General features: G+C 67.8%; 24 protein-coding genes. 14 read left to right on the top strand and 10 right to left on the bottom strand.

What is annotated here, in order from left to right; all coding sequences use genetic code 11:
- The 6 genes from QQK43_RS17640 to QQK43_RS17665 all read left to right on the top strand — a co-directional run.
- Nucleotides 1-1,290 (top strand): chemotaxis protein CheA (locus QQK43_RS17640; protein WP_284308807.1); only part of this gene is annotated, 1,290 nt, incomplete at its 5' end.
- A gap of 2 nt (nucleotides 1,291-1,292) precedes the next feature.
- The gene (locus QQK43_RS17645) at nucleotides 1,293-2,186 is read left to right on the top strand and encodes a CheR family methyltransferase (RefSeq protein ID WP_234265360.1); all 894 of its coding nucleotides are present in this window, start codon (nucleotides 1,293-1,295) and stop codon (nucleotides 2,184-2,186) included.
- The gene (gene cheD, locus QQK43_RS17650) at nucleotides 2,173-2,847 is read left to right on the top strand and encodes a chemoreceptor glutamine deamidase CheD (RefSeq protein ID WP_234265361.1); all 675 of its coding nucleotides are present in this window, start codon (nucleotides 2,173-2,175) and stop codon (nucleotides 2,845-2,847) included. The genes QQK43_RS17645 and cheD overlap by 14 nt, the downstream gene beginning before the upstream one ends.
- Before the next feature lie 11 nt (nucleotides 2,848-2,858).
- Nucleotides 2,859-3,956, top strand: coding sequence for a protein-glutamate methylesterase/protein-glutamine glutaminase (locus tag QQK43_RS17655; RefSeq protein WP_234265362.1), 1,098 nt, complete (start codon nucleotides 2,859-2,861; stop codon nucleotides 3,954-3,956).
- Nucleotides 3,957-3,987: 31 nt separating this feature from the next.
- On the top strand, nucleotides 3,988-4,497 hold the full coding sequence (locus tag QQK43_RS17660; RefSeq protein ID WP_234265363.1) for a putative pterin-binding protein: 510 nt from the start codon (nucleotides 3,988-3,990) through the stop codon (nucleotides 4,495-4,497).
- Nucleotides 4,497-6,794, top strand: coding sequence for an ATP-binding protein (locus QQK43_RS17665; RefSeq protein ID WP_284308808.1), 2,298 nt, complete (start codon nucleotides 4,497-4,499; stop codon nucleotides 6,792-6,794). Before QQK43_RS17660 ends, QQK43_RS17665 begins: the two co-directional genes overlap by 1 nt.
- Before the next feature lie 100 nt (nucleotides 6,795-6,894).
- Here the strand turns inward: QQK43_RS17665 and QQK43_RS17670 are convergent, their stop codons facing one another.
- The 8 genes from QQK43_RS17670 to QQK43_RS17705 form a co-directional block, all read right to left on the bottom strand.
- The gene (locus QQK43_RS17670) at nucleotides 6,895-7,644 is read right to left on the bottom strand and encodes a hypothetical protein (protein ID WP_284308809.1); all 750 of its coding nucleotides are present in this window, start codon (nucleotides 7,642-7,644) and stop codon (nucleotides 6,895-6,897) included.
- A gap of 158 nt (nucleotides 7,645-7,802) precedes the next feature.
- The gene (locus QQK43_RS17675; protein ID WP_284308810.1) at nucleotides 7,803-8,342 is read right to left on the bottom strand and encodes a VOC family protein; all 540 of its coding nucleotides are present in this window, start codon (nucleotides 8,340-8,342) and stop codon (nucleotides 7,803-7,805) included.
- A 24-nt stretch (nucleotides 8,343-8,366) separates the two neighbouring features.
- Nucleotides 8,367-8,591: a DUF2783 domain-containing protein gene (locus QQK43_RS17680; RefSeq protein ID WP_234265367.1), complete on the bottom strand. Its 225-nt coding sequence runs from the start codon at nucleotides 8,589-8,591 to the stop codon at nucleotides 8,367-8,369.
- Between the two features lie 98 nt (nucleotides 8,592-8,689).
- Complete coding sequence (locus tag QQK43_RS17685; RefSeq protein ID WP_284308811.1) at nucleotides 8,690-10,393, bottom strand: FAD-dependent oxidoreductase; 1,704 nt, start codon at nucleotides 10,391-10,393, stop codon at nucleotides 8,690-8,692.
- A 163-nt stretch (nucleotides 10,394-10,556) separates the two neighbouring features.
- Nucleotides 10,557-11,006 (bottom strand): universal stress protein, encoded by a 450-nt coding sequence (locus QQK43_RS17690; RefSeq protein ID WP_284308812.1) that lies wholly within the window; start codon nucleotides 11,004-11,006, stop codon nucleotides 10,557-10,559.
- Between the two features lie 44 nt (nucleotides 11,007-11,050).
- On the bottom strand, nucleotides 11,051-11,470 hold the full coding sequence (locus QQK43_RS17695) for a response regulator (protein ID WP_284308813.1): 420 nt from the start codon (nucleotides 11,468-11,470) through the stop codon (nucleotides 11,051-11,053).
- Between the two features lie 8 nt (nucleotides 11,471-11,478).
- The gene (locus QQK43_RS17700) at nucleotides 11,479-14,877 is read right to left on the bottom strand and encodes a PAS domain-containing protein (protein ID WP_284308814.1); all 3,399 of its coding nucleotides are present in this window, start codon (nucleotides 14,875-14,877) and stop codon (nucleotides 11,479-11,481) included.
- A complete protein-coding gene (locus tag QQK43_RS17705) occupies nucleotides 14,874-15,932 on the bottom strand; it encodes an ABC transporter substrate-binding protein (RefSeq protein WP_284308815.1) in 1,059 nt (352 codons plus the stop codon). Before QQK43_RS17705 ends, QQK43_RS17700 begins: the two co-directional genes overlap by 4 nt.
- A gap of 397 nt (nucleotides 15,933-16,329) precedes the next feature.
- Between QQK43_RS17705 and QQK43_RS17710 the strand changes: the two genes are divergently transcribed.
- From QQK43_RS17710 to QQK43_RS17725, 4 genes are read left to right on the top strand one after another with little or no spacing between them, the layout of a single operon-like run.
- Complete coding sequence (locus QQK43_RS17710) at nucleotides 16,330-16,677, top strand: low molecular weight protein tyrosine phosphatase family protein (protein WP_440589176.1); 348 nt, start codon at nucleotides 16,330-16,332, stop codon at nucleotides 16,675-16,677.
- Complete coding sequence (locus QQK43_RS17715; protein WP_234265372.1) at nucleotides 16,678-16,869, top strand: hypothetical protein; 192 nt, start codon at nucleotides 16,678-16,680, stop codon at nucleotides 16,867-16,869.
- Nucleotides 16,870-16,880: 11 nt separating this feature from the next.
- Nucleotides 16,881-18,401 carry an MFS transporter gene (locus tag QQK43_RS17720; RefSeq protein WP_284308816.1) on the top strand — a complete coding sequence of 507 codons (1,521 nt, stop codon included), beginning with the start codon at nucleotides 16,881-16,883 and terminating at the stop codon, nucleotides 18,399-18,401.
- 18 nt (nucleotides 18,402-18,419) lie between these two features.
- Nucleotides 18,420-18,755: a thioredoxin family protein gene (locus tag QQK43_RS17725; RefSeq protein WP_234265374.1), complete on the top strand. Its 336-nt coding sequence runs from the start codon at nucleotides 18,420-18,422 to the stop codon at nucleotides 18,753-18,755.
- 3 nt (nucleotides 18,756-18,758) lie between these two features.
- On the opposite strand, the gene QQK43_RS17730 is transcribed toward QQK43_RS17725, so the two are convergent.
- Nucleotides 18,759-19,718 carry a helix-turn-helix domain-containing protein gene (locus QQK43_RS17730; protein ID WP_284308817.1) on the bottom strand — a complete coding sequence of 320 codons (960 nt, stop codon included), beginning with the start codon at nucleotides 19,716-19,718 and terminating at the stop codon, nucleotides 18,759-18,761.
- Nucleotides 19,719-19,905: 187 nt separating this feature from the next.
- Here QQK43_RS17730 and dctP point away from each other — a divergent pair, with 187 nt between their 5' ends.
- The 4 genes from dctP (at nucleotide 19,906) to QQK43_RS17750 (ending at nucleotide 25,124) form a co-directional block, all read left to right on the top strand.
- Nucleotides 19,906-20,907: a TRAP transporter substrate-binding protein DctP gene (gene dctP / locus QQK43_RS17735; protein WP_284308818.1), complete on the top strand. Its 1,002-nt coding sequence runs from the start codon at nucleotides 19,906-19,908 to the stop codon at nucleotides 20,905-20,907.
- A 72-nt stretch (nucleotides 20,908-20,979) separates the two neighbouring features.
- On the top strand, nucleotides 20,980-23,028 hold the full coding sequence (locus tag QQK43_RS17740) for a TRAP transporter large permease subunit (RefSeq protein ID WP_284308819.1): 2,049 nt from the start codon (nucleotides 20,980-20,982) through the stop codon (nucleotides 23,026-23,028).
- Between the two features lie 12 nt (nucleotides 23,029-23,040).
- Nucleotides 23,041-24,189 (top strand): serine hydrolase domain-containing protein, encoded by a 1,149-nt coding sequence (locus QQK43_RS17745; protein ID WP_284308820.1) that lies wholly within the window; start codon nucleotides 23,041-23,043, stop codon nucleotides 24,187-24,189.
- Nucleotides 24,186-25,124, top strand: coding sequence for a 3-hydroxyacyl-CoA dehydrogenase family protein (locus QQK43_RS17750; RefSeq protein ID WP_284308821.1), 939 nt, complete (start codon nucleotides 24,186-24,188; stop codon nucleotides 25,122-25,124). The genes QQK43_RS17745 and QQK43_RS17750 overlap by 4 nt, the downstream gene beginning before the upstream one ends.
- Before the next feature lie 82 nt (nucleotides 25,125-25,206).
- Here the strand turns inward: QQK43_RS17750 and QQK43_RS17755 are convergent, their stop codons facing one another.
- On the bottom strand, nucleotides 25,207-25,410 hold the full coding sequence (locus QQK43_RS17755; protein WP_234265380.1) for a putative motility protein: 204 nt from the start codon (nucleotides 25,408-25,410) through the stop codon (nucleotides 25,207-25,209).
- Nucleotides 25,411-25,579: the final 169 nt, after the last annotated feature.

The raw sequence follows: 25,579 nt of genomic DNA on the forward strand, positions 1-25,579 counted from the left end.
CCGGCGGCGCCCGCGAGCGAACCGCTGGCGGTCGCCGCCCCGGCGCCCGTCGAAGCCACCCCGGCACCGGTCGCCCCCGCCCGTCCGGCGGCCAAAGCCACTGCCCCCAGTGCGGCAGCGCCGGAATCGAGCACGCTGCGCGTGTCGGTGAGCAAGGTCGACCAGCTCATCAACCTGGTGGGCGAACTGGTCATCACCCAGGCCATGCTCGCGCAGAAGAGCCGCGAACTGGACGTGAGCGCCAACCAGCCCCTGCTGGCCGGCCTGGCCGACCTGGACCGCAACACCCGCGACCTGCAGGAAGCGGTGATGTCGATCCGCATGATCCCGATGTCGGTGGTGTTCAGCCGCTTCCCGCGCATGCTGCGCGACCTGGCCGGCAAGCTGGGCAAGAAGGTCGAGCTGATCACGCATGGCGAAGCCACCGAGCTGGACAAGGGCCTGATCGAGAAGATCACCGATCCGCTCACGCACCTGATCCGCAACAGCTGCGACCACGGTATCGAAATGCCCGAAGAGCGCCTGGCCAAGGGCAAGACCGAACACGGCACCATCACGCTGTCGGCCTCGCACCAGGGCGGCAGCATCCTGATCGAAGTGCGCGACGACGGCAAAGGCCTTTCGCGCGAGAAGCTGCTGAAGAAAGCGCGCGAAAAAGGCATGGACGCCCCCGACACCCTCAGCGATGCCGAGGTGTGGAACCTGATCATGGCGCCCGGCTTCTCCACCGCCGAGGTGGTGACCGACGTCTCGGGCCGCGGCGTCGGCATGGACGTGGTCAAGAAGAACATCGCCTCGCTGGGTGGCACGGTGGAAATCGATTCCGCCGAAGGCTACGGCATGAGCGTCAAGGTGCGGCTGCCGCTGACCCTGGCCATCATGGACGGCATGAGCGTGCGCGTCGGCCAGGAAACCTACATCCTGCCGCTGTCGTCGGTGATCGAGTCCTTCCAGGTCCAGCCGGGGCACATCAACACCGTGGCCCAGGGCGCGCGCCTGGTGAAGGTGCGCGAGGAATACATGCCGGTGATCGCGCTGGAGCAGGTGTTCGACGTGCCCCGCTTCGACGATGACGCGCCGTCCACCCCGATCATGGTCGTGGTCGAGGCCGAGGGCTCGCGCGCCGGCATGCTGGTCGACGAACTGCTCGGCCAGCAGCAGGTGGTCATCAAGAACCTCGAAACCAACTACCGCAAAGTGCCCAACGTCTCGGGCGCCACCATCCTCGGCGATGGCCATGTGGCGCTCATTCTGGACACCTCGGGTCTTGTCAGGCGTTCGCGTCACTGATCATGAAACCCCATGCGGCGGCAACGCACTCGCCAGGCCGGACCGGCGTCGCCGGGGGTCTGGCCTTGCCGGACGACGGCGGCCCCGTGGCCGAAGGCCGCGAGTTCGTGTGGTCGAACGCGGACTTCAACCGCATCAAGGCGCTGATCTACCAAAAGGCCGGCATCAGCCTGCACGATGGCAAACACGCCATGGTCTACAGCCGCGTCTCGCGCCGGCTGCGGGAAACCGGCCACAACAGCTTTCGCGACTACCTCGATGTGCTCGAACGCAGCGACGGTCCGGAGTGGCAGGAATTCATCAACGCGCTGACCACCAACCTCACCTCGTTCTTCCGCGAACAGCACCACTTCGACATCCTGGCGCAGTTGCTGGCCTCGCGCCGCCAGCAGCCCTGGCGCATCTGGTGCGCCGCCGCATCCACCGGGGAAGAGCCGTATTCGATCGCGATCACGGCCGCCGAGGCTCTGGGCATGGGTGGGCAGTTCCAGGTGGTGTGCAGCGACATCGACACCAAGGTGCTGGCAACCGCCGCCAAGGGCATCTACCGGCTCGACGGCGTCAAGGGGCTGAGCCAGGAGCGGCTGCAGCGGTTTTTCATGCGCGGCAGGGGCGCCAACGAAGGGCTGTTCCGGGTCAAGCCCGACCTGCAGAAACACGTGGAGTTCCGCGTCATCAACCTCATCGAAGAGCTGCCGCTGCGCGACGCCTTCGACGTGGTGTTCTGCCGCAACGTGATGATCTATTTCGATGGCCCGACCCAGCGGCAGGTGCTCGAACGCATCCACCGGGTGATGAAGCCCGGGGGCATGCTGTTCGTCGGCCACGCCGAGAACTTCAGCGATGCACGGCTGCTGTTCAGCCTGCGCGGAAAGACGGTGTATGAACGCCTATGAATCCACGCTGCCCGGGCACTCTCCGGCGGTTGCTGGCGTGTCGGCCCGCAGCAGCCTCGAAGCCCTGAAGGCACGCCCGCGCAAGCCGGGCGAAGCCTCGTTCTTCTATCACGACCACCATTTCAAGCACGACGCGGTCAAGGTGCTGCCCGGCGAGTACTACGTCACCAGCGACGACCTGCTGATCATGACCGTGCTCGGCTCGTGCATCGCCGCCTGCATCTGGGACCCGCGCGTGCGCGTGGGTGGCATGAACCATTTCATGCTGCCCGAAGGCGGCGCCGACACCTCCGGCCGCTACGGCTCCTACGCGATGGAACTGCTCATCAACGAAATGATGAAGCTCGGCGCCCGGCGCGAACACATGCAGGCCAAGGTCTTCGGCGGCGGGCAGGTGATGCACAGCTTCACCACGATGAACGTGGGTGAGCGCAACACGCAGTTCGTGCTCGACTACCTGAAGACCGAACGCATCGCCATCGTTTCCAAGGACGTGCTGGACATCTATCCGCGCAAGGTCTGCTACTTCCCGGCCACCGGCAAGGCGATGGTCAAGCGCCTGGCGCATTCGCATCCCGAAACGCTGGAATCCCAGGAACACCGCGGCAATGCGGCGGTGGTGGTCACGGCCACGGCCGGCGGCTCGGTGGATCTGTTCTGAGGGAGACAACAATGACCCGAATCCGTGTGGTGGTGGTGGACGACTCGGCCCTGGTGCGCAGCCTGCTGTCGGAAATCATCAACCGACAGAGCGACATGCAGTGCGTGGGCGCGGCCAGCGATCCGCTGGTGGCGCGCGAAATGATCCGCGAGCTCAACCCCGACGTGATCACGCTCGACGTGGAAATGCCCCGCATGGACGGGCTGGAGTTTCTCTCGCGCCTGATGCGGCTGCGCCCGATGCCGGTGGTGATGGTCTCCACCCTGACCGAGCAGGGCGCCGACATCACGCTGCGTGCGCTCGAAATGGGCGCCGTGGACTACGTGGCCAAGCCGCGCATCGGCATCGCCAGCGGGCTCAACGAACTGGCCACCGACATCGTCGACAAGATCCGCATCGCCGCCAGCGCCCACGTCAAGCGCCTGGCGGCTCCACACGGCACGCCGGCCGCTGCGGGCCACGTCGAGGCCGGCGTGCCCGAAGTGCCGCGCGGGCCGCTGCCGCGCCTGTCGACCGAAAAAGTCATCTGCATCGGGGCATCCACCGGCGGCACCGAAGCCATTCGCGAGGTGCTGACCCCGATGCCGGCCGACTCGCCGGCCATCGTCATCACCCAGCACATGCCGCCCGGCTTCACCACCAGCTTCGCGGCGCGCCTGAACAGCCTGTGTCGCATCCGGGTGGCCGAAGCCCGCGACGGCGAGCGCATCCTGCCCGGCCACGCCTACATCGCACCCGGTGGGCGCCACCTGCGCATCGACCGCAGCGGCTCCAACTATGTCGCCGTGCTCGACGACACCGAACCGGTCAACCGCCACCGGCCCTCGGTGGAAATGCTCTTCCGCTCGGCCGCCCGCGTGCTCGGCCCCAACGCGCTGGGCGTGATGCTCACGGGCATGGGGGCCGACGGTGCGCAGGCGATGCGCGAAATGAAGGACGCCGGCAGCTACAACTACGTGCAGGACGAAGCCAGCTGCGTGGTCTTCGGCATGCCCCGCATGGCCATCCAGTTCGGCGCGGCGCACGAAGTGCTGCCCCTCAAACAGATTGCCCCGGCCCTGTTGAACCGCCTCGCCACCAGCCCCGGCAGCGTGCGCCACCGGATCTGACCCCTCACCCCACCCACTCCGCGGAGTCCCCATGAAAACCCGTCGCCAATTCGGCCATGCCGTCGTGCTGGCCTGCCTGTCGCTGTTCGCCCTCTCGGCCTGGTCGCTGGATGCGCCCCAGGAGCGCATCGTGCTCACCGTCACCGGCAAGATCACCGAGAAAAACACCCCCGACAGCGCCCGCTTCGACATGAAAATGATCGAAGCCCTGCCCCAGCACACCTTCACCACCCGCACGCCCTGGTACGACCAGCCCGTGACCTTCACCGGTCCCCTGCTGTCGGACGTGCTGGCCGCCGTGAAGGCATCGGGCACCACGCTCTCGGCCACTGCGATCAACGACTACCGCATCAGCATCCCGCTCGCAGACGCCGCCCAGCACGGCGTCATCATGGCGCGGCTGCTCAACGGCAAGCCCATACCGGTGCGCGAAAAGGGCCCGCTGTTCATCGTCTACCCCTTCGACAGCAAAGCCGAACTGCGCACCTCGGTCTACTACGAGCGCTCGATCTGGCAGCTCAAGGCACTGGACGTGCAGTGATGTGGCCCTCCACCAACCTGGCCCAATGGGAGCGTCGCCACTGGGCCCTGGTGATCCTGGCGCTGCTGGCGGTGACGCTCACGCCGCTGGGCTGGATCCAGTGGCGCCAGGTGCGCCTGCTCGACAACGTCGCCAGCAACCAGGTCGACTCCATCATGTGGCAGGCCTACCAGCTCGAACGCGAGCTCTCGCGCCTGGATGACGCGGTGCACAGCGCCGAGGTCGAGCCGGAAGCCGCCGATGCCGACAACCTGGCCGAACGCTACGAGATCTTCCTCAGCCGCATCGACCTGCTGACCAAGATTCCCCGGCACGACCTGATCGAAGGCACCTCCACGTATGCGGATGCCAGGCAGCGGCTGACCGACTTCACGACGATGGTCGAGCCCCTGTTTGCCGATCCGCATGCCCTGCTGAAAGACCCCGAAGCACTCGCGCGCGTGGACAACGCCATCGACAGCCTGCTGCCGGTGCTGGCCGAGCTCACCCGCGACGCCAACCGCGCCGTGGCCCGGTTCGTCGACGAACGCAACGCCCAGTTGCAGCAACAGAGCTACCTGCTGATCGGGCTGGCGACGGTGCAGGCGCTCGGCCTGCTGGCCTTTGTCGCCCTGCTGGTGCGCCACATCCGCAAGCAGCAGCGCCAGTACGCCCGGCTCAAGAAGCTCAGCCGCGAACTGACCGAGGCGCGCGACCAGGCCGAGGCCGCCAACCGCGGCAAGAGCGTTTTTCTGGCCAACATGAGCCACGAAATCCGCACCCCCTTCCAGGGGCTGCTGGGCATGCTCAACCTGCTGGGCGACGCCCAGTTGACCAGCCAGCAGCGCGACTACCTGCAAACCGCCCGCGATTCGGCCGAACACCTGCTGGGCGTGCTCAACGACATCCTCGACGTCTCCACCATGGAGTCGGGCACGCTCAAGCTGTCGGCCGCACCGGTGCACCTGCCCACCGTGGTGCAGGAAGTGAACGACCTGATGCAGGTGGCCGCACGCGACAAGGGGCTCGACTTGAACGCCCACTGCGCCCCCGACCTGCCGGCCTGGGTGCAGGCCGATGCCACGCGCCTGCGGCAGATCCTGTTCAACCTGATCGGCAACGCCATCAAGTTCACGCCGCAGGGCCACATCATGGTGGAGGTGGCCCGCGCACCGCGCCTGCCCGACGGGGTGGCCATCACCGTGCGCGATACCGGCATGGGGATGGACCGCGAGACGCTGGAGCGGCTGTTCACACGCTTCTACCAGGCCGACAACTCGCTGCGCCGCCGCATCGGCGGCACCGGCCTGGGCCTGGAAATCTCGCGCAACCTGGCCCGCATGATGGGGGGCGACATCCAGGTCAGCAGCCAGCAGGGTATGGGCTCGGTGTTCACGGTCACGCTCAGCCTGCCGCTGGCCGAGGCGCCGCCCGAGAGCGCGACGGCGCCGATCGACCCCAGCCACAGCCGCCGCCTGCGGTTGCTCGTGGCCGAGGACCACCCGATCAACCTGAAGTACATGAGCATCCTGCTGGAGAAGATGGGGCACGAGGCCACCTTCTGCGAAAACGGCCAGGAAGCGCTACAACTGCTGGCGCGCGAAACCTTCGACGCGGTGCTGCTCGACTACCACATGCCCGTGCTCGACGGCATGGCCACCACCGAAGCCATCCGCCAGATGGACGGGCCGGCGTCGCAGATCAAGGTGATCCTGGTCACGGCCGACGTCGTCAACGACACCCGCAAACGGGCGCTGGAAGTCGGCGTCAACGAGTTCACGAGCAAACCGCTGCAGGCGCAGGACCTCGAAGCGGCCCTGGCCCGCTGCGGCCTGCTCGACCCGCCCGAACAGTCGGTGCCGGGGCTGGTGGTGCAGCGGGTTTCGGGGCATTCCCCGCTGTCGAGCTACGAGCTGCCCATGCGGCTGCCCGACCCGGCGTCGTCGCTGATCGGCACCGTGCTCGACACGGAGTCGTACACCGAAGTGCTCTCGATGATGCCCGACGACTCGCTGCACGAGATGCTCGACACGCTGTTCGCGCCCCCCGAAGGCACGGTGCACAAGCTGCTGCAGGCGCTGGCCGACAAGGACCGCGAAGTCGCCGGGCACGAAGCCCATCAGCTCAAGGGCACGTCGCTGCTGCTCGGGTTCAAGGCGCTGGCGACCATCGCCGCCCGCATCGAACTGCTGGCCAAGGGCAGCGATCCCCTGACCGCCGACCTGCCCGAACAGGTACTGCGCGACATGGACCGTACCCAACAGGCGCTGCAACAGTTCGAAAGCCAGGGCACCACCGCCCGCCCATCCACGACCTGAGCCCCCTCCTTCCGTCCCACGGACGTGTCGGGGCCAGCGCAGGGTACAAAAAAACCGGGCCAAGGCCCGGTGCAGTTGGGGGGAGAGCACGCCCGGCCCGTCAGGCCCGTTCGCTGAGCAGGCTGCCCGATTCGGGCAGCGGACGCGCCGCATTGCCCCGTTCGTCATAGGCGGCCGGCGAGCCATCTCCCGCCACCGACTGGGCCCCCACACTTTCGGCCTTGGCGGCCAGCGGATCGCCAGACGAAAACGGCAGCGGAATCTGGGCCTGCAAGGGCGTGGCCGCAGCGCTGGCCTTGTTCGCGATGGCGGCGCGAGCCACCTGGGTGGCCGCCACAACCGACAGGTCCGGCGCGGTGTCGGTTGCCAGCGAGGAGCGGGCCTCCAACTGCGCTTCCAACACCGGGTCCACGACCGCCGCGCTGGCCAGCCAGACCGACGACACCATTTCCTGGGGCAGCGGATACGTGCTCACGGTACTGGCGGTGCTCTCGCGGGCGCTGTCGGTGCCGGCGCCACCGCTCTGCTCGTCAGCGGCCTCCTGCTGCGACTGGCCTTGCCCATCCTGCGGCTTCTGCCGCGGCAGCAAGGGCGCCGGCTCGGGCAGATAGGTCTCGGCCCTGGCGGCCTGCTCGCCAGCGTCGCGCGGGTGCGCCCGTTCGGCCACCGCAGCGGTGGCAGGTCGGTCGCGGGTCGGGCCGTTGCCCGTGCGTGCGTCCCCCGTCGACCGCTGGTCGGGCTGCACCGACCGCACCGGTGTCACGGCGCCCACAGGCGCAGCCGACGAGGGCTGGGCAGCACTCGTCGCTGGCGTCCAGGCAAAAGAGGGCGAAGAAGCGATGTTCAACATGGCAATCCCCTGACTCGAAGGCGGCGCGGGAGGGGAGATTCCCGCAGTTCTATCGAGTTTTCGGCCTGAATTCGCCAGACTTGAGGGGTTTTTGCCCAGCTTTTTCGCGCATCAGCCTGCACCGATAGGGTGCAGGCTGACAGACAAACGACCCCGGTTCAGGCGTCGGCGAAGGTTTTTTCGTGCATCCAGGCCGCGTGTTTGGGCGCGCGCTTGGTCTGTGACCATTCGTTGAGCATGTCCCATTTCACCGCGTCGAGCTTTTGCATCATCTCGGGCGTGGCGGTGTTGGCGGCCAGTTCCAGGCGGTGGCCGTTGGGGTCGAAGAAATAGATCGACTTGAAGATGGTGTGGTCGGTCACGCCCACCACCGGGATGCCGGCCGCTTCCAGGCGGGTCTTGGTGGCTTCCAGTTCGGCCACGGTGTCGACCTCCAGCGCGATGTGCTGCACCCAGTCGGGGGTGTTCGGGTCCTTGCCCATTTCGGGCGAGTTCGGCAGTTCGAAGAACGCCAGAACGTTGCCGCCGCCAGCATCCATGAACAGGTGCATGTACGGGTCCGGCGCCTTGGTCGAGGGCACAGCATCCTCGGCAATGGCCAGCACGAAGTTCATGCCCAGGTGCTTCTGGTACCACTCGACCGTGGTCTTGGCATCCTTGCAGCGATAGGCGACGTGGTGAATCTTGCGGATGTTCATGAAGATCTCCTTCGGGGGGATGGGTCAGACGCCTTCGCGGGCCAGCCGCAGGGCGTCTTTGAGCACGGTGATGTCGCCCACCTGGTTGGCCAACAGCAGGATCAGCTTGGCGTTGAGCATCTGGCTCTGCGCGTCGCTGAGGTCGCGGTGGGTGTCGATCAGCGCTTCGTAGAAGTCGTCGCCGGGCGTGAAATCGCGGAAATAGCGCTGGCCGGGTTCGGCGAGGTTGGGTTGCAGTTGCAGGGTCATGGCCGACCTCCGCCGAACCGCCTCAAGGAGGGCGAGCCCCCTTGAGGGGCAGAGAGCGTAGCGAACGTGGGGGTCATCATGTGTCTCCTCGACGGGGTTCAGGCGGCGACCATTTCGGCCTTCGGCGCCGTGGCGGGCTGGGTCTGCTGGGCCGTGGCACGGGCCAGCGCGGCGCACACGGCGGCCAGGTCGGCGCGGCGCCAGCGGGCGGCCACGTGCTGGTCGGGGCGGACCAGATAGGTGGTGCCCGGGCGGGCGTCGTAGCGCTGGGCGAACAGACCGTCGCGGTCCTGCAGCACGCTGAAGCCGACGGCGCTGCCGCCGTGCGGCGTCACCAGCACGGTCTCGACCGGCACCGGGCCGGCGGCCAGGGCCGTGGCCTGGGCGCGCAGCGACGGCTCAAGCTGGCCCGGATCGTCGACGAAGGCCAGCAGCACGAAGCGGTTGCCCAGCTGGTCGAGCAGCCAGGCGTCCCGCCCCGCCACACGCACCGGGGCATCGTCCATCGGGGCGCCGGGCACCATCTGGCCCTCGAAGGCGTCGACGTCGGCCGTGTTCAGCGCCGACTGCACCAGGAAGGCCGGCATCGAGAGGCGGCCGGAGTTGACCAGCTTGCGGGCGAAGGGCTGGCTGCGCGCCAGCTCCAGCGCCGCGTTGCGGAACAGCTTGCTGACCGCGCTCTTGGGCGTGATGAAGTCGGTCGAGCGGGTGGAGTTGCGGATGTTCTCGTCGGCCGCGTAGGTGCGGTCGGCGTCGTAGGTGTCCAGCAGCGCATCGGGCGCCTGGCCCTTCATCACCAGCGCCAGCTTCCAGAGCAGGTCGTCGGTGTCCTGGAAGCCGGAGTTGGCACCGCGCGCACCGAAGGGCGAGACCTGGTGCGCCGCGTCGCCCACGAACAGCAGGCGGCCGTGGCGGAAGTTCTTCATGCGGCGGCACTGGAAGGTGTAGATGCTGGCCCATTCCAGCTCGAACTCGCGGTCGTCGCCGAGCATGGCCTGGACGCGCGGGATGATCTTTTCGGGCTTCTTCTCTTCTTCCGGGTCGGCGTCCCAGCCGAGCTGGAAGTCGATGCGCCAGACGTTGTCGCTCTGCTTGTGCAGCAGCACCGACTGGTTGGGGTGGAAGGGCGGGTCGAACCAGAACCAGCGCTCGGCCGGGAAGTCGGCCTTCATCACCACGTCGGCGATCAGGAAGCGGTCCTTGAACACATGGCCGTCGATGTCCAGGCCGAGCTGGCGCCGCACGTTGGAGCGCGCGCCGTCGGCCACGATCAGCCAGTCGGCATCGATCTCGAAGTGGCCGTCCGGCGTTTCGACGCTGACGCGGGCGCCGTCGTCCAAAGGCGTCACGCCCGCCACCTTGTATTTCCAGCGCAGGTCGGCGCCGAGTTCGGTGGCGCGGTGCACCAGCGCCTCTTCCAGGTGGTACTGCTGCAGGTTGATCATGCCGGGGCGCTTGTGGCCGGCGTCGGGCACGAGGTTGAAGCGGTAGACCTCTTCCTCGCGCAGAAAGGTGCGGCCCACGTTCCAGCTCACGCCCTTGTCGACGACGGTGTCGCCCACGCCCAGGCGGTCGAGGATTTCCAGCGCCCGCTTGGCGTAACACACGGCGCGCGAGCCGAAAGACACGCTGTCTTCTTCGTCGAACAGCAGCACGTCCAGCCCCTGCAAGCGCGCGTCGATGGCGGCGGCCAGGCCGACCGGGCCGGCACCGATGATCACCAGGGGCTTGCGTTGCGGGGCACCGGCCATCAGGTCGGTGGGGGCGCGGTAGGGAAAGGTGGGGTAGCTGTACGTGCCCATGGGCTTGTCTCCTGGAAAGTTCACGCTGGGTCCGGACTGTAGCCGATAATTCTTCATGCGTAAATACGTTTCACTATTCGTAATCACAAACTGCGCAACCACCAAAAAAAACCCGCTGCACCTTGCGGTGCAACGGGTTCGGTTCCCCAGAGGGCCAGGCGGGTCAGTCGGCCGTGTCCTCCGGCCTGGCTCCGACCACCGTCACCGGCACAGGGCTGGTCTGCAGCAGGGCCTGCGACACCGAGCCCAGCACAGCGGCACGCAGCGCCCCATGCCCCTGGGCCCCGAGCACGATCAGGTGGCAGTCGTGCGCTTCCACCAGTTCGACCAGCGCCTGCGCCGGGTCGCCGGAAACCACCACCGATTCCACCGCCATCCCTGCGGCCTGCAGCAACTGCACCACGGGCCGCATGAGGTCGCGCCCGGCCGCTTCGCTCACCTGCTGCAGCACCACGGGATCGTGCGCCACCACCACCTCGTAGAGATTGGCGGGCGGCTGCACGTTGGCCACCACGAAACGCGCCTTGAGGCCCCAGCCGCAGAGGCGCAAAACGTGGTGCGCCGCCTGCAGCGCCTGGGTCGAGCCGTCGGTGGGAATCAGAATCCGGATCACTCGGTGTATCTCCTGGTCGGTTGGCAAAAAAGCAGAAAACGGGCTCAGTGCGGCCGCTCGTTGAGCACACACCAGTACAGCTCGATGTGTTCGGCCACGTCCATGAACTTGCTGAAGTTCACGGGCTTTTCGATGTAGGAGTTGACCCCGATGTCGTAGGCGGTCTGCAGGTCGCGGTCTTCGCGCGAAGAGGTGAGCACCACCACGGGAATGCGGCGGTAGCGCTCGTGCGCCTTGAGCTGGCGCAGCACTTCCAGACCGTTGATCTTGGGCAGGTTGATGTCCAGCAGGATCACGGCCGGCAACTGCTCGCCCGCGTCCCAGCGCGCCATGTAGGCCAGCGCCTCTTCGCCGTCGCGCGCGATCTGGATCATGTTGGTCAGCCGCTTGCGGGTGAAGGCCCGCAGCGTGAGGTCCAGATCCATCGGGTTGTCTTCCACCAGCAGGATGGGGGGTGGGTTCACGGACAGGCTCATTCGGGGAACTCCAGATAAAAGGTGGCGCCGACTCCAAGACGGCTCTCGGCCCACACCCGGCCTCCCATGCGGTCGACCGCCTTGGCCACCAGGGCCAGACCCACCCCGGTGCCGGGGTAATCCTCCGCGCGCTGCAGGCGCTGGAAGATGCCGAAGATGCGGTCGTGGTACTTCATGTCGAAACCGACACCATTGTCCTGAACCCAGAGGATACGCCGACCAGGCTCGCTGCGGGACCCAATCTGCACCTGCGGGGGCCGGCTTTCCCGGCTGAACTTGAGCGCGTTGCCAATCAGGTTGCGCAGCACCACGGCCATGCCTTCGCGGTCCACGCCCAGCGTCATCGGTGCCAGCGCCAGCGTCACCTGGGCGCCATGCCGTTCGACGTCACCGGCAAAACCTTCCAGCACCCGCTCCAGCAAGGGCTGCAGGTCGACGTCGTGGCGCTCCATGGTGCGGCGCTCCATGCGGGAATAGTCCAGCAGGTCGCTGATGAGTTCGCCCATGAGCTGCACGCCGCGGCGGATGCGTCCCAGGAACTGCATGCCCTCTTCGCCGAGCTGGGCGCCGTACTCCTCTTCGAGCAACTGGCTGTAGCCATCGATGCCGCGCAAGGGCGCCTTCAGGTCGTGGGAGACGGTGTAGGAAAACGCCTCCAGTTCGCGGTTCGCCTCGCTCAACTGCTGGGTGCGTTCGTTCACCCGCTGCTCCAACCCCTGGTTGATCTCGCGCAGCTTCTCTTCGGCCTGCACCGAATCGGTGATGTCGAGCAGCGTGCCGATGTAGCGCGGCGGCAGGCCTTCGGCGGAGCGGTCGATGCGGCGTGCCGTGCGGCGCAGCCAGCGCACCGGCCCGTGGTCCGGGTGGGTGCGGAAGACCAGATCGCGCGCCTCGCCCCCGCAGCGCAACTGCGCCATGTCGGCCGCCACCATGGCCTGGTCGTCCGGGTGCAGGCGGGTGAGGTACTCCTCGTCCGAAGGCGAGCGGTCGGCCGGCGCCAGCCCCAGGTTGCAGAACAGCTGCGCCGACACAGTCAGCCGCTGCGTCTGTGCGTCGGCGGCCCAACTGCCCAGCAGCGACACGCTTTCGGCCTGCTCCAGCATGTCCTTGAGTTCCAGCACGGCCTGCGCGGCCAGCGTGCGCTCGGTCACGTCCATCGCGGTACCGAACAGGCGCACGGCGCGGCCATCGCTGTCGCGCTCGGTGCGCACACGCTGTTCCAGATAGCGGGTGCCCTGGTCCGTGACGATGCGGTGCACCAGCAGCAACTGGCCGGCATTGGGTGCGCGCAGTTCGGCCGCCAGCGCTCGCCGCACGCGCTTGGCGTCGGCCGGGTGCACCACGTTCAGCGCGGCCTCGGCTGTCGGCCGCACAGCCCCCGGCAGGAAACCCAGCATCTCGTACAGCACCGGTGACCAGGTCAGCTCCCGGCTGGCCACGTCCATGCTCCAATTGCCCAGGCGTGCCACGTCCTGGGCTTCGGCCAGCAGCACGCGCTGTTCGTGCAGGGCCTTCTCGGCCGCCTTGCGCTCGGTCATGTCGCGCAGGATGGACCAGACATATTGCGGCTTCCCATCGGCCCCGCGATGCACCATGATCAATTGCGACATGGGCACTTCGCGGCCCTGCGCGTCCAGTACCGCCGTCTCGCCCAGCCAGCGGCCTTCGCACAACGCGGTGGGGATCCCTTCCTCCTTCACCAACCGCGCGGCCCAAGCCGGATGCACATTCCCGATAGCGTTGTCCAGCGGTTCGCCGGGCGTCAGGCCCAGCAGTTCGTACCCAGCCCGGTTGAAGTAAAACACCCGCCCTTGCGGATCGGCCATGCTGACGATGTCCGAGGTGTTCTCCATCACCGACGCGAGGCGGTCCCGTTCGCGCCGTGCTTCCACCAGCTCCGTGACGTCTTGCACCGTGCCGAAAGCGCGGATGCTGCCATGGGCCTCGCGCGTCGCCGCTCCCTGGAGCCGCAGAAATTTGATGGCCCCGCTGGGCAGGCTGATTCGGTACTGCACCTCAAAGCCCTGGGCATGCAACACCGCACCGCGGTAGGCCTCGGCCACGCGGTCGCGGTCTTCGGGGTGAACCAGGCGGATCAGATCACCGGCGGTCGGAATGTGGGCCTGCGGGTCGAGTTCGTGGATGCGGTAGACCTCTTCGGACCACAGCAACTCGGGGCCGGGCTCGCTGAACGACCAGTTCCCCAGGCGGCTCAGGCGCTGCGCATCCACCAGCAGCGCCTGGCTGTTGCGCAGCGCCACTTCGGCCGCCTTGCGTTCGGTGACGTCCTGGATGGTGGTGAACAGTTGCCGCAGTTGGCCGTCGGCATGACGCACTGCCCGCACGTCCATGAAGGCGTGCACCATGCGACCGTCCTTGCGCACAAAGCGTTTTTCCATCTGGTAGCCCTCGCGCACCCCGGCCACCAGGTCGTTGAAAAGCTCGACGTTGCGCTCCAGGTCGCCCGGCGGCGTCATCTCCGCCCAGGTGCGCACCAGCAGTTCCTCCCGCTCGTAACCCAGGATTTCGCAGAGGCGGTCGTTCACCCGCAGCCAGCGTTTGTCGGCGGGCGACGACACGGCCATGCCAATGAACGGCAGGTCGTAGAAGTGCCGCAGTTCCTCGGCCTGCTCCAGCTGCGCGCGCTGCTGGGCCTCCAGCCGGCGCGCCATGCGGTCGACTGCCGCGGAAATCTGCGCCAGTTCGTCGCGCCCGGTCAGGGCGGTCCGCACCGACAGGTCGCCGGCGCCGATGGCTTCCAGCGCCGCCACCAGTTGCTGCGCGCGCCGGAACCACAGCAGGTGCAGCAGCAGGGCCAGCAACACCGCTGCGGCCAGAATCAAGACCGCCTCACGCGCCACTTCACCGCGGATTTCGCTGCGGCGGCTGGCCAGCGTGTTGGCGGGGTCGACCCGGACCACCAGACGGTAGCCCTCGGTCAGGGGCACCAGACCCGCCAGGCGGGGCGCATTGGGCACCTGGTCCACCTCCACGGAGCGGGGTTGCGGACGTTCGGTCAAGGCCTGCAAATCCGCCGCAGCCGAGCCCAGCGCCTGGGCAATCTGGCGCCCGATGTCGGCCCGCGACAGCGACGCTTCCACCACCCCATCGGCGCCCACCAGATAAGCCCGGTCCATGCCACGGTACAACGCCAGTGAGGCCACCTGGTGCCGCAACTGGATGGGATCGTCATTGCCCAGCCGCACGTCCAGCAACGCCTGTTCGATGCCCAGGCGCCCGCGCAGATCGCTGGCCACCCCCTGCAGCACCCGCTGCTCCATCGCCCCCACCTGGTAGCCATAGCGCAAGCCGACGCTGACCAGTGCCACCACCAGCAGCAGCAACGGCACCAGCCGCCGCGCCGGTACATTGAGCAAGGCGTTCCAAAGTTTCATGGCGCCCCCCCCATGGCGGATCGGCTCACCTGCAGCGCCGGCGCGGGCGCCAACAGGTGATCCCAGACCGGAACATGGTGCAACAGACGCAAGCCACGCAGCGTTTCGACCAGCTTCCCGGCCTGCAGCGTCTCGGCCGGCCCTCGCCCCCCCAACAGCCCGAGCGACTCGCCGGGCGTGTAGAACCTCAGGCCGGACAGCGTGGCCTGGTAGTCTGCCTCCGACAGCGCCACACCGGGCGCCAGCAACTCGGCGGCTTTGGCCGGATCGGCCTGAAACTCTTGCAATCCGCGCTGCCAACCCGCCACAAGCGCCTGCACCTGCTCGGGCCGCTGGTTCAGTGTTGCGGCCCGGACCACCAGCACATCGATGATCTCGCCCGGCATCTGGCGGCTGTCGAACATCGGCCAGAAACCCGCCGCCCGCATGTGGCGCGCCAGCGGCTCATGGCTGACCGCCACCGTCACCCGGCCGTCGCGCAGCGCGGCCAGGTGCTGAGACGACTCCAGCGGCACGACCAGAACGTCCGACAGCGTCAGGCCCGCCGACTGCAGCAGACGGTGCAGCATCAGCGCGCCCACGGTGCTCGACTCGACGGCGATGCGCTGCCCCCGCAACTGGGTCGGACGCTCGATGGACGGGCTGGCCAGCACCACATCGGCCCCATGCGACGTGCTGAGGAATTCGACGATGCGCAGGTCTTCACCCTGCTCGACCTGGCGCAGCGTTTCGTCCAGGGTCAGCGCCGCGCCTTCCAGCAAGCCGTTGTGCAGGTGGCGCAGCGTCTCCGACACCGAAGCCAGTTCAATCACCTTGACCCGGCGCACATCGAGCCGTTGACGCTCCCGCGCCAGCACCAGCGGGTCGTACCCGACCCAGGAATTGAGGCCGATCTTCAGCGCCGGCGGGGTGCGGAAGTCGCAGGCTGGCAGCCCCGCTATCACCATGGCAGACAGCGACAGGCGGCGCAGCCAGGTGCGGCGTGACAACGGCGGCTGGGCAACGGCTGCGGACGCGTCCCTGCACGCGCCTCGCACCCCGGGTCTTGGGGGCATGGCTGGGTTCCTGATGGTTTGGTTTCATTTTGTCATCAACCGTGACAAACACCACAGAGTGATGTGGTTCCGGCCCGTACCTTGGCACCAAATGCCAACACCCCGGAGACGCCAGCCCCCAAAGCCCGTGCCTGCGCCCGTTCGCAAGCAGACCGGTCGAACCCGACGCTTTTTTTGGCGACACTCGGAGCATGCGCAAAAACCCCCAGACCGGATTCCCATGCGCCCACCACGGCGAATGGCACCATGCACGGCGGAAAGACCTCGGTGCCCAGTTGCCCGACGATATCTGGGCACCGGACGGCGTCGAGCGGTACCAGCGAGCGCGCCACGACCCCGACCGTTGCACGCTCGACCACCAGCACCCTCACGAACTCGTCGCTCCCTGTCTCTGACCTTGCCGCGCCTCAACGTCCTCTTTGTCTGCAGCCGCAACCAGTGGCGCAGCCCCACCGCCGAGCAGATCTGGCGGCGGCATCCGCAACTCAACGTGCGCTCTGGCGGCACCAGCCCCAGCGCGCGCCACACGGTTTCCGGCGCCGATATCGGGTGGGCCGATGTGGTGATCGTGATGGAGCAGAAACACAAGTCGCGCCTCGTCGCGGACTTCGGCGCACTGCTGGACAACCGGCCCATTCACGTGCTCGACATCCCTGATGCGTACCCCTACATGGACCCCGAGCTGGTCGAACTGCTGGCGCAGTCGGTACGCCCGGTGCTCGGCCTCGATGCCCAGGAAGACTGAATGACCGAACGCTTGTTCCATGCGGGGGTGGGTGCGATAACAGGTGCGGCCTGGGGCATCCTGAACGGTACGACCGCGCGGCAGTCGTCGGGACGGCTCCCCCTGAAAACCAGCCGGCGCTGTCTGCGCAGCGTCTTGCTGCTGGGTGCCGGAACCGGCATCGCCCTGTTGGCCGGTTTTCGGCTCCTTTGAAACGCCTACCCTTGAACGACCTCACCGCTACCGCCCCTGCCCGTGCCACCGCCCGTGAATGGTGGGGCCTGGCCGTGATCGCCCTGCCCTGCCTGGTCTACGCCATGGACCTGACGGTGCTCAACCTCGCCGTGCCGGCGCTGAGCCGAGCGCTCGCACCCAGCGCCTCGCAACTGCTGTGGATCATCGACATCTACGGCTTTCTGGTAGCGGGCTGCCTGATCACCATGGGCACGCTGGGCGACCGCATCGGGCGCCGCCGCCTGCTGCTCGCCGGCGCGGCCTTCTTTGCCGTGGCTTCGGTGCTGGCCGCGTTCGCGCGCACGCCGGCCGAGCTGATCGCGCTGCGCGCGCTGCTGGGCATGGCCGGGGCCACACTGGCGCCGTCCACGCTCTCGCTGATCCGCAACATGTTCCACGACGAGACGCAGCGCCAGTTCGCCATCGGCGTGTGGATCACCGCGTTTTCGGTCGGCAGCGCCATCGGCCCGCTGGTGGGCGGCTGGCTGCTGGAGCACTTCTGGTGGGGGTCGGTGTTTCTGCCCGCGGTGCCGGTGATGGTGCTGCTGCTGGTGCTGGGCCCACGCCTGCTGCCCGAATACCGCGATCAAAACGCCGGCCGCATCGACCTGCCCAGCGTGCTGCTTTCGCTGGCCGCCGTGCTGGGGTTGATCTATGCCGTCAAGGCCATGGCCGAACACGGGCCCAGCCTGCCACGGCTGGCGCTGCTGCTGGCCGGGCTGGGGGTCGGCGCCGTGTTCCTGCGCCGCCAGCGGCAGATTCCGTACCCGCTGCTCGAACTGCGGCTGTTCGCCATCCCCGCCTTCCGCACCGCCATCGTGGCCTATGCGCTGTCGTGCCTGGCCATGTTCGGCATCTACATCTTCATCGCGCAGTTTCTGCAGATGGTGTTGATGCTCAGCCCCTTGCAGGCCGGCTGGGCCACGGTGCCCTGGGCACTGGGATTCGTGGTGGGCTCGCTGGTGCTAGCGCCGCGCCTGGCCAGCCGCTACGGGCCCGGGCCGGTCATGGTGGGGGGCCTGGCCGCTGCCTCGGCCGGCATGCTCGCCATGGTGGCCGCCGACGGCCCGGCCGCGCTGTGGGTGCTGGTGGGCGGCATGATCGTCATCAGCCTGGGCATGGCGCCGGTGTTCGCCATCGGCACCGAACAGATCATCACCTCGGCGCCGCCCGAGCGCGCGGGCGCGGCCTCGTCCATCGCCGAAACCGCGTCGGAATTCAGCGGTGCGCTGGGCATCGCGCTGTTCGGCAGCGCGGGCACGCTGATCTACCGCCACCAGTTGGCGCAGAGCGGGCTCGGCGGGCTGCCGCCCGAAGCCCTGGCCACCCTCGGTGGCGCGCTGCAGGCGGCCGAGCATCTGCCCGCAGAAACCGCCCGCGCCCTGGTGCCTGCGGCGCAGGCCGCCTTCACCGACGCGCTGCAGTTCACCGCCCTGGCCGGCGCGGCCCTGGTGCTGCTGGCCAGCCTGCTGGCGGCGCGCATGCAGCGCCGGCCCACACCAGCCAATTGAGCAGACAATCGCACCACCATGTCCGCCCCACTCCGCCTGATCTGTCTCTGCGCCGAATGGTGCGGCACCTGCCGCGACTGGCGGCCGGTCTTCGATGATCTGGCCCGCCGCCACCCCGACGTGGCCCTGCACTGGGTGGACATCGAAGACGATGCCGAACTGCTCGACGATTCCCCGCTCGATGTACAGACCTTCCCCACCGTGCTGATCGCCGCCGGCGACATGGTGCTGTTCTGCGGTCCGGTCAAACCCTTCGCGACCGAAGTGGAGCGGCTGCTGCGGGCGGTTTCCCAGCCCACAGGGCAGAGCAGCTATCCGCCGCTGTCATCGCTGCTGCCCCATTGGCGCGCCTGAACCTCAGGCGCCGATGGCCGATCGGCGCAGTTCGCCGGGCGTCACCCCGAAGCGCCCTTTGAACTTGCGAGAAAAGTGCGCGGGATCGGAAAAACCCGCTTCGTAGCACAGCGTCCGGATCGGCAACGCCGCCCTGCGGGGATCGATCAGCCAGCGCCGAGCGAGGTCCAGACGGCCCTCGAAAATCGCTCCCTCCAGCGTCATGCCACTGTCCCGGAAAACCGCGTGGAGGTACGACAAAGACACACCGCAGGCCCGTGCAACGCCTTGAGGCGACAGGTCCGGGTCGCGCGCATGGGCGCGGATATGGCGCAGCGCACGCTCCCGGTGATGGGTTCGCGCATGCGACTGCATTTCGGCGGCATCATTCGGCACCCGCGCCAAAAACAGCGCCAGCATGTCCAGCAACTGCTGAGTCCAGCGGTGGTACTCGTGATCTCCCCAGGACGCTGCGCCCACCGCCAGGTGCGCAGCGAATGAGCGAACCATGTCCACACTGGCCGATGCCCCGAAGCAGGCATTGAGGTCCAAGAAGGGCGGCAGCGACCCCGCGCGCTCGCGCAGCAAGGTGGCCGGAAATGCCACACTTTCCGTGCGGTACTCGTGGCCCAGTTGGGTGCGATAGGCCACCGCGTGGTTGAACAGATAGGCTTTGCCCGCTTCCAGCTGGCGCTCCTGGCCCAGGTGCACCACCTGCATGGTGGCCTGCGGCAGCGTCAAGGTCACGAACTCCTCGTTCAAATGCGCCACGTGCACGGGCTGCCGGCTCAGGTTCATGCCGCGGTAACGCATGGCGTGAAACGCCAACGGCCCGCGCCGGGTGGAGCGGATGTTCCCCACGGGCATCCGGCCAGCCATCGGTTGCACCTCGATCGGCCCAAAGGTGTCGTGCAGCACCTGTTGCCACCGCTCCAGCCGCTCGCTGGCCGGCAGGGTCGAGATGTCGAGGTCGATGGTGTTCATGGTGTCGCCATTGTCCCGCTTGCCAGAACAGGCTGGCTGAGGGTCAACCCGGTGCGGCGAACCCGTCATTTCGCACCATACGCTGAGTCAACATTCCCCCGCCGCTGAGACAACCGGCCCGGGCGCTGGCTGCCTACGATCCGTCGCACCCGACAGCCGTCGAGTCCCAACGCATCAGGAGACAACCATGCACCGCCGCCTCGCCCTCGCCGCTCTCGGTCTGAGCGCCGCCTTCACCGCCCAGGCCAATCCGGAATTCAAATGGACGCTGGCCTACCTGCCCGTCACCGGCACCACGTACTACGACGTCGCCCAGCAGTTGCCCGAGCGCCTGAGCAAGGCCACGCAGGGACGCCTGCAGGTCACGGCCAACGGCTCCCTGGTGCCCGGCAACCGCTTGCTCGAAGCCGTGCGCGACGGCGATGTGCAGATGTCCCTGGTTCTGAGCGGCTACTACAGCGCGTCCCAACCGCTGTTCACCCTGGTGGCGCTGCCCGGTTATTCGGAGAGCTTCAGCGATCTGGAAAAAATCATGGCCTCCCCCTACGGTGCCGCGGTGCGCGATGTCTTTGCGCGCGACTACAAAGCCCGCGAAGTGCTCTACAGCGCCTTCTGCCCGCAGACCATGTTCTCCACCAAACCGGTGACCAAGGTCGAGGACTGGAATGGCTTGCGCGTGCGGGTGAACAACGCGGGCACGGCCGTGCTGGCCAATGTGCTGGCGGCCAAGCCCGTGTCGCTGTCGGCGGGCGAGGTGCTGCCCGCCCTGCAGCGCGGCGTCATCGACGCCGTGATCACCGACAGTTGCTGGGCCTATGGCGCCGGGTTCTACACCGCCGTGAAATACGCTGCCGGCTGGAAGCTCGGCTCCGTCGTTCCTTGGCACCTGGTGGTCGGCAACGAGGCCTGGGCCAAGCTGCCCGCCGATCTGCAAAAGACCGTGGCGGCCGAACTGGCCAAGGTTTCTCAGGAGTTGCGGGCCGACTATGCCGCCAAGGTGGAGGCTCTGCCCAAGCAATGGGGCGCCAAGGGTGTGACCTACCAGCCCGTCTCCGACGCCGAGAACCGCAAGGTGCAGGACGCCCGCTACATGGGCCCGGTGCTGGACGCTTGGTACAAGCAGGCCCAGGCGCGCAACGTGGACGCGCGCCAGTGGGAGTCGGTCGCCCGCGAGGCCCTGGGCCGCTGACCGGTCACGGCCCGTCGTCTGCTGCATCCGCCCCGGCGCTACCGGGGCGGCCCTATTCCTTCACACCCCGCCATGGACATCCCCCTCTCCCCCGCCGAGCCGGCCATTCCCTATCCGGCCGATGGCCGCGCCGCCACGCTGGTGCACCAAGGCAGTCGCTGCCTGGTTGTCGCGCTGGCCATGGTGCTCTTGCTGATCATCAACTACGAGGTCTTTGCGCGCTACCTGTTCAACGCCCCCACCGTCTGGGTCATGGAGTACTCCACCTACCTGGTCGCGGCGATGACCTTCCTGGGCGCCGCGTTCGCGGTGGCGCGTGATGGCCACATCCGCGTGACCCTGCTGCTGGATGCCCTGCCTGCCCGAGGGCGCCTGAGGCTGGACTACCTGAGCGCCGCCACGGCGCTGTTCATCGCCCTGGTGCTGGCCTGGAAGTCGCTGGAGTTCGTCCATGGCGAATACACCGCCGGCACGCGAGACTTCGGGCTCATGGCCACGCCCATGTGGGTGCCGCAAAGCGTGGTGGCACTGGGCTATGGGTTCCTGGTCCTGGCGCTGGCACTGCAAATGCACCACCTCGCGGGCACCCGGTCGGTCACGCGCACCACCACCGGCGGCCTGTGGCTGGCACTGACGCTGACCGTGCTTGCCGGCCAGGCACTGGATGGGTGGCCACTGAACACGATGGCGGGACTGGGACTGATTGCACTGACCGTCCTGGCGCTGTCGGCGCTGTGGGCCGGCCTGGTGCCGACCTTGACCCTGGCGGCCTTCGTCCTGCCACCGGTGCTGCTCTACGCCGCGACCACCGAGGCCACACCCGCCTGGCAGGCGCTGGCCCTGGTCGGCACCATGCTGTATCTGCTGTTTGCCGGTGTGCGCGTGGCCTTTGCGCTGGCATGGCTGGGCCTGCTCGGGGTGGTCTTCTGGCTGCCCTCGCCCACGGTGCGCGTGCTGGCCGAACGCGCCTGGTCGGCGGTGCACACCTTCGAACTCTCCGCCATTCCCATGTTCGTGCTGATGGGCGCACTTCTGGTCAAGAGCGAAGCCTCGGACGACATGTTCGGCGCCATGCGCGCCTTGCTGGGCCGCGTGCGCGGCGGGCTGGCCTTCGCCTCCATCGGCGCCGCCGGGATCTTTGCCGCCGTTTCGGGCTCCAGTCTGGCCACGGCCGCCACCCTGGGCCGCGTGGCCGGGCCGCAGATGCTGGACCAGGGCTACAGCGCGCGGCTGGCCTACGGGGTGCTGGCCGCTGGCGGCACGCTGGGCATCATGATTCCGCCCAGCATCGCCATGATCGTCTATGGCTCGCTGGCCGGTGTCCCGGTCACCCAGTTGTTCATTGCGGGCATTGTTCCCGGCATCGTGCTGATGCTGCTGTTCGCCCTGGTGGTGCTGGGCTGGCTGCTGTTCGATCCGAAAGCCGCACCACCGGCCCACGCCTTCACCTGGCGGGAAAAGCTGCACAGCTTCCGTGGCGTGGCCCCCTTCATCGCACTCATGGCCTGTGTCCTGGGTGCCCTGTACCTGGGCATTGCCACGCCCACCGAAGCCGGTGCCGTGGGCGCGTTGGCCGCCCTGCTGCTGTGCCGCTGGCGCGGCACGCTGACCCTTCGGCAGTTCATCGACACCCTGGAAGAAACCGCCCTGGTCACCAGCTTCCTGCTGCTCATTGCCGTCGGCGCCTCGCAGATGGGCTATGTCATGGACTACCTGAGCATGCCCGCACAGATGGTGACCTACATCCGGGAGCTGAACCTCAGCGGTGTCGAGCTGCTGCTGTGCATCGTGCTCGCCTATCTGGTGCTGGGCATGTTCATCGAACCGATCTCCATGGTGCTGATGACCATGCCCGTCATGCTGCCCCTGATCCAGGCCGTCGGCTGGGACCCGTTGTGGTTCGGCATCGTGCTGGTGCTGCTGGTGGAGGTGGGCCTGATCACCCCCCCGGTGGGCATGATTCTGTTCGTGCTCGAAGGCGTGGCCCGAGGACGCACCCGGCTGCAGGACATCTCGCTCGGTGCACTGCCTTTTGTGGTGGCCATGCTGGCCGCTGCCGCCCTGTTCTATGCCTTTCCCGGCCTGGTGACCTGGCTGCCCAACGCCATGACCAGCCGCTGAGGGACCCACGACATGTCCCCCATCCCCCATCCCCTGCACAAGGTCCTGAGCGAAGGGGTGGCCTTCGGCCACTTCCCGGGAGCGGTCGGCCTCGTGGCCGAGGCGGGCCAGATCACGCATCTCGCGGCGACCGGCCACCTCGACCCGTCCCGGACCACGCCCATGCCCACCGACGCCATCTTCTGGATTGCGTCCATGACCAAGCCCATCACCACGGCCGCCGCCTTGCTGCTGGTCGAAGACGGCCGCTTGCGGCTGGACGATGCCGTTGCCGACTACCTGCCGGCCTTGCGTGGCCTGCGGTTGCCTGGTGGTGCGCCCGCCCCGTGCCCTACCGTTCGCGACCTGATGCGCCACACCGCCGGCTTCACCTACGGCCCCTTCGGCGAAGGGCCCGTGCACGCGGCCTACCGCCAAGCCGGGGTGTACGACTTCCACCTCACCAACCAGCAGATGGTCGAGCGACTGGCCACGCTGCCCCTGCTCCACCCTCCCGGCACCACGTTCGAATACGGCATGTCGACCGACGTGCTCGGCGCATTGATCGAAGTCTGCAGCGGCCAGGCCCTGGGCGACTTCATGCAGGCCCGCGTCTTGGGGCCGCTGGGCATGGTCGACACCGGCTTCGAACTCTCGCCGGCCCAACGCCAGCGCGTCGCGCGCCCCTGCCCCGCGGAAGTGTCGCCGCTGATGCCACCCACCCACGGAACGCGTTGGCAATCGGGCGGCAGCGGGTTGTGGTCCACCGCCACCGACTACCTGCGGTTCGCCCACATGCTGCTGGACCACGGCCGCCACCCCGGTGGGCAGTTGCTCAGCGCCCAGAGCGTGCACGCCATGCGCACCCAGCAATTGCCACCCGGCGTGGCCTGGGGCGACTACGTGGACGCCATGGGGCCCATCGCCCCCACCGTCGCCATGGGCCAGGGATTCGGCTTGGGGTTGTCCGTGCGTCTGGACAACGGCACCAACCCCCTGCCCGGCCATGCCGGCGACTTCAGTTGGCCAGGGGTGTCCGGCTGCCTCTTCTGGTGCGACCCCCAACGCCAGTGGGTCGTGATCGCCATGCTGCAAGCGCCCTCTCACCGGCTGACCTACCGCGCCAGGTGTCGGCAGGCCCTGTATGGAACCCCCTCTGCAACCCTGGAGTCCCGCTCATGAATCTGGGTACCACTGTGTTCTCCCGCCCCGCCGTGGTCGGTGGCGGGCTCATGGGCGCCGGCATCGCCGCCCGCCTGGCCCTGGCCGGTGCCCGACCCGTGGTGCACGACAGCGCGCCCGACGCCCAGGCCCGCGTACGCGCCCATTGCCAGGCCATTGTTGAAGAGCTTCAAGCCGCAGGCTGTCTGGACCCGGCTCAAGCAGCGGACGCTCTGGGCCGCGTGCAGGTCGCCCACCCGTTGGAGGCACTGGCCGACGCCAGCCTGGTGATCGAGGCGATTCCGGAATCGCTGGGCGCCAAGCAGGCGCTATACACCCGGCTTGAAGCCATCGTTGGTCCCGGCACCGTGATCGCCAGCAGCACCAGCGGCCTGCTCCCGACCACGTTGGCCGAACCGCTCACGCACCCCGAGCGCTTCCTGATCGCGCACTTCTGGAACCCGCCGCACCTCATGCCCCTGGTGGAAGTGGTGCCCGCACCCGCCACGCGCCGCGACCTGCTGGACGCCGTCATGAGCGGCCTTGAGCACCACGGCTGCGCGCCGGTCTTGCTGCACCAGGCGGTGCCCGGCTTCATTGGCAACCGCATCCAGTTCGCCGTCTTGCGGGAAGCCCTGCACCTTCTGCGCGAACACGTGGCCGACGCCAACACCATCGACCGCGTCGTCCGCGAAACCCTGGGGCGGCGCTACCACCGGATCGGCCCGCTCGAAGGTGCCGATGCCGGTGGGCTGGACACCTTTCTGGCCATCGCCACGCACCTCATGCCCACGCTGGCCAAGGACGAAGACGTGTTGGCGCTGCTGCAAACGCGGGTGCAGCAAGGCCAGCTCGGCCGCAAGAGCGGCCAGGGCCTGGTGACCTGGGACACCCAACGGCAGGACCGCTTCCGCCAGGCACGGCGAGACATGCTCAACGACCTGTCTGCACCCTGACCCCCTGCGAGCGTGCGCGCGCCACCGACGCGCTGCGCTGACCGTCGCCGAACTCGCCGCAGATGCCGTCAGCCGGCCTGGCTCACGCCAGCGTGTTCACCTGCGTGCCCACGGCGCCCTCCGTCGCCAGCGGCAAATCACCCGCCACCGCGCTCAACAAAGTCGCCGCCGCCGAAGCCTGCGTGGCCATGGCCTCCTTGAGCACATGGATCTGCACCTGCTGCTCGACCGCACCCTGGCGCATCTGCATCACACGGTCAACAACCAGGGCGGGGGAAACGGACATGTCCATGGGCATCCTCGAAAACGGTTCCCCTGTTATCGGCCGGTGGGCCGGGGTGCTTGAACCGGCAGCGACGCGACCGCTACCGCCACCCTGCTTGCCCAACCCGTAACAAACCGTACACAATGGCCAAAGAGCCATTCCAGTCAGACCACACGCATCGCCCGGGGAG

This window comes from Hydrogenophaga electricum (assembly GCF_030160815.1).
Lineage (GTDB): Bacteria > Pseudomonadota > Gammaproteobacteria > Burkholderiales > Burkholderiaceae_C > Hydrogenophaga > Hydrogenophaga electricum.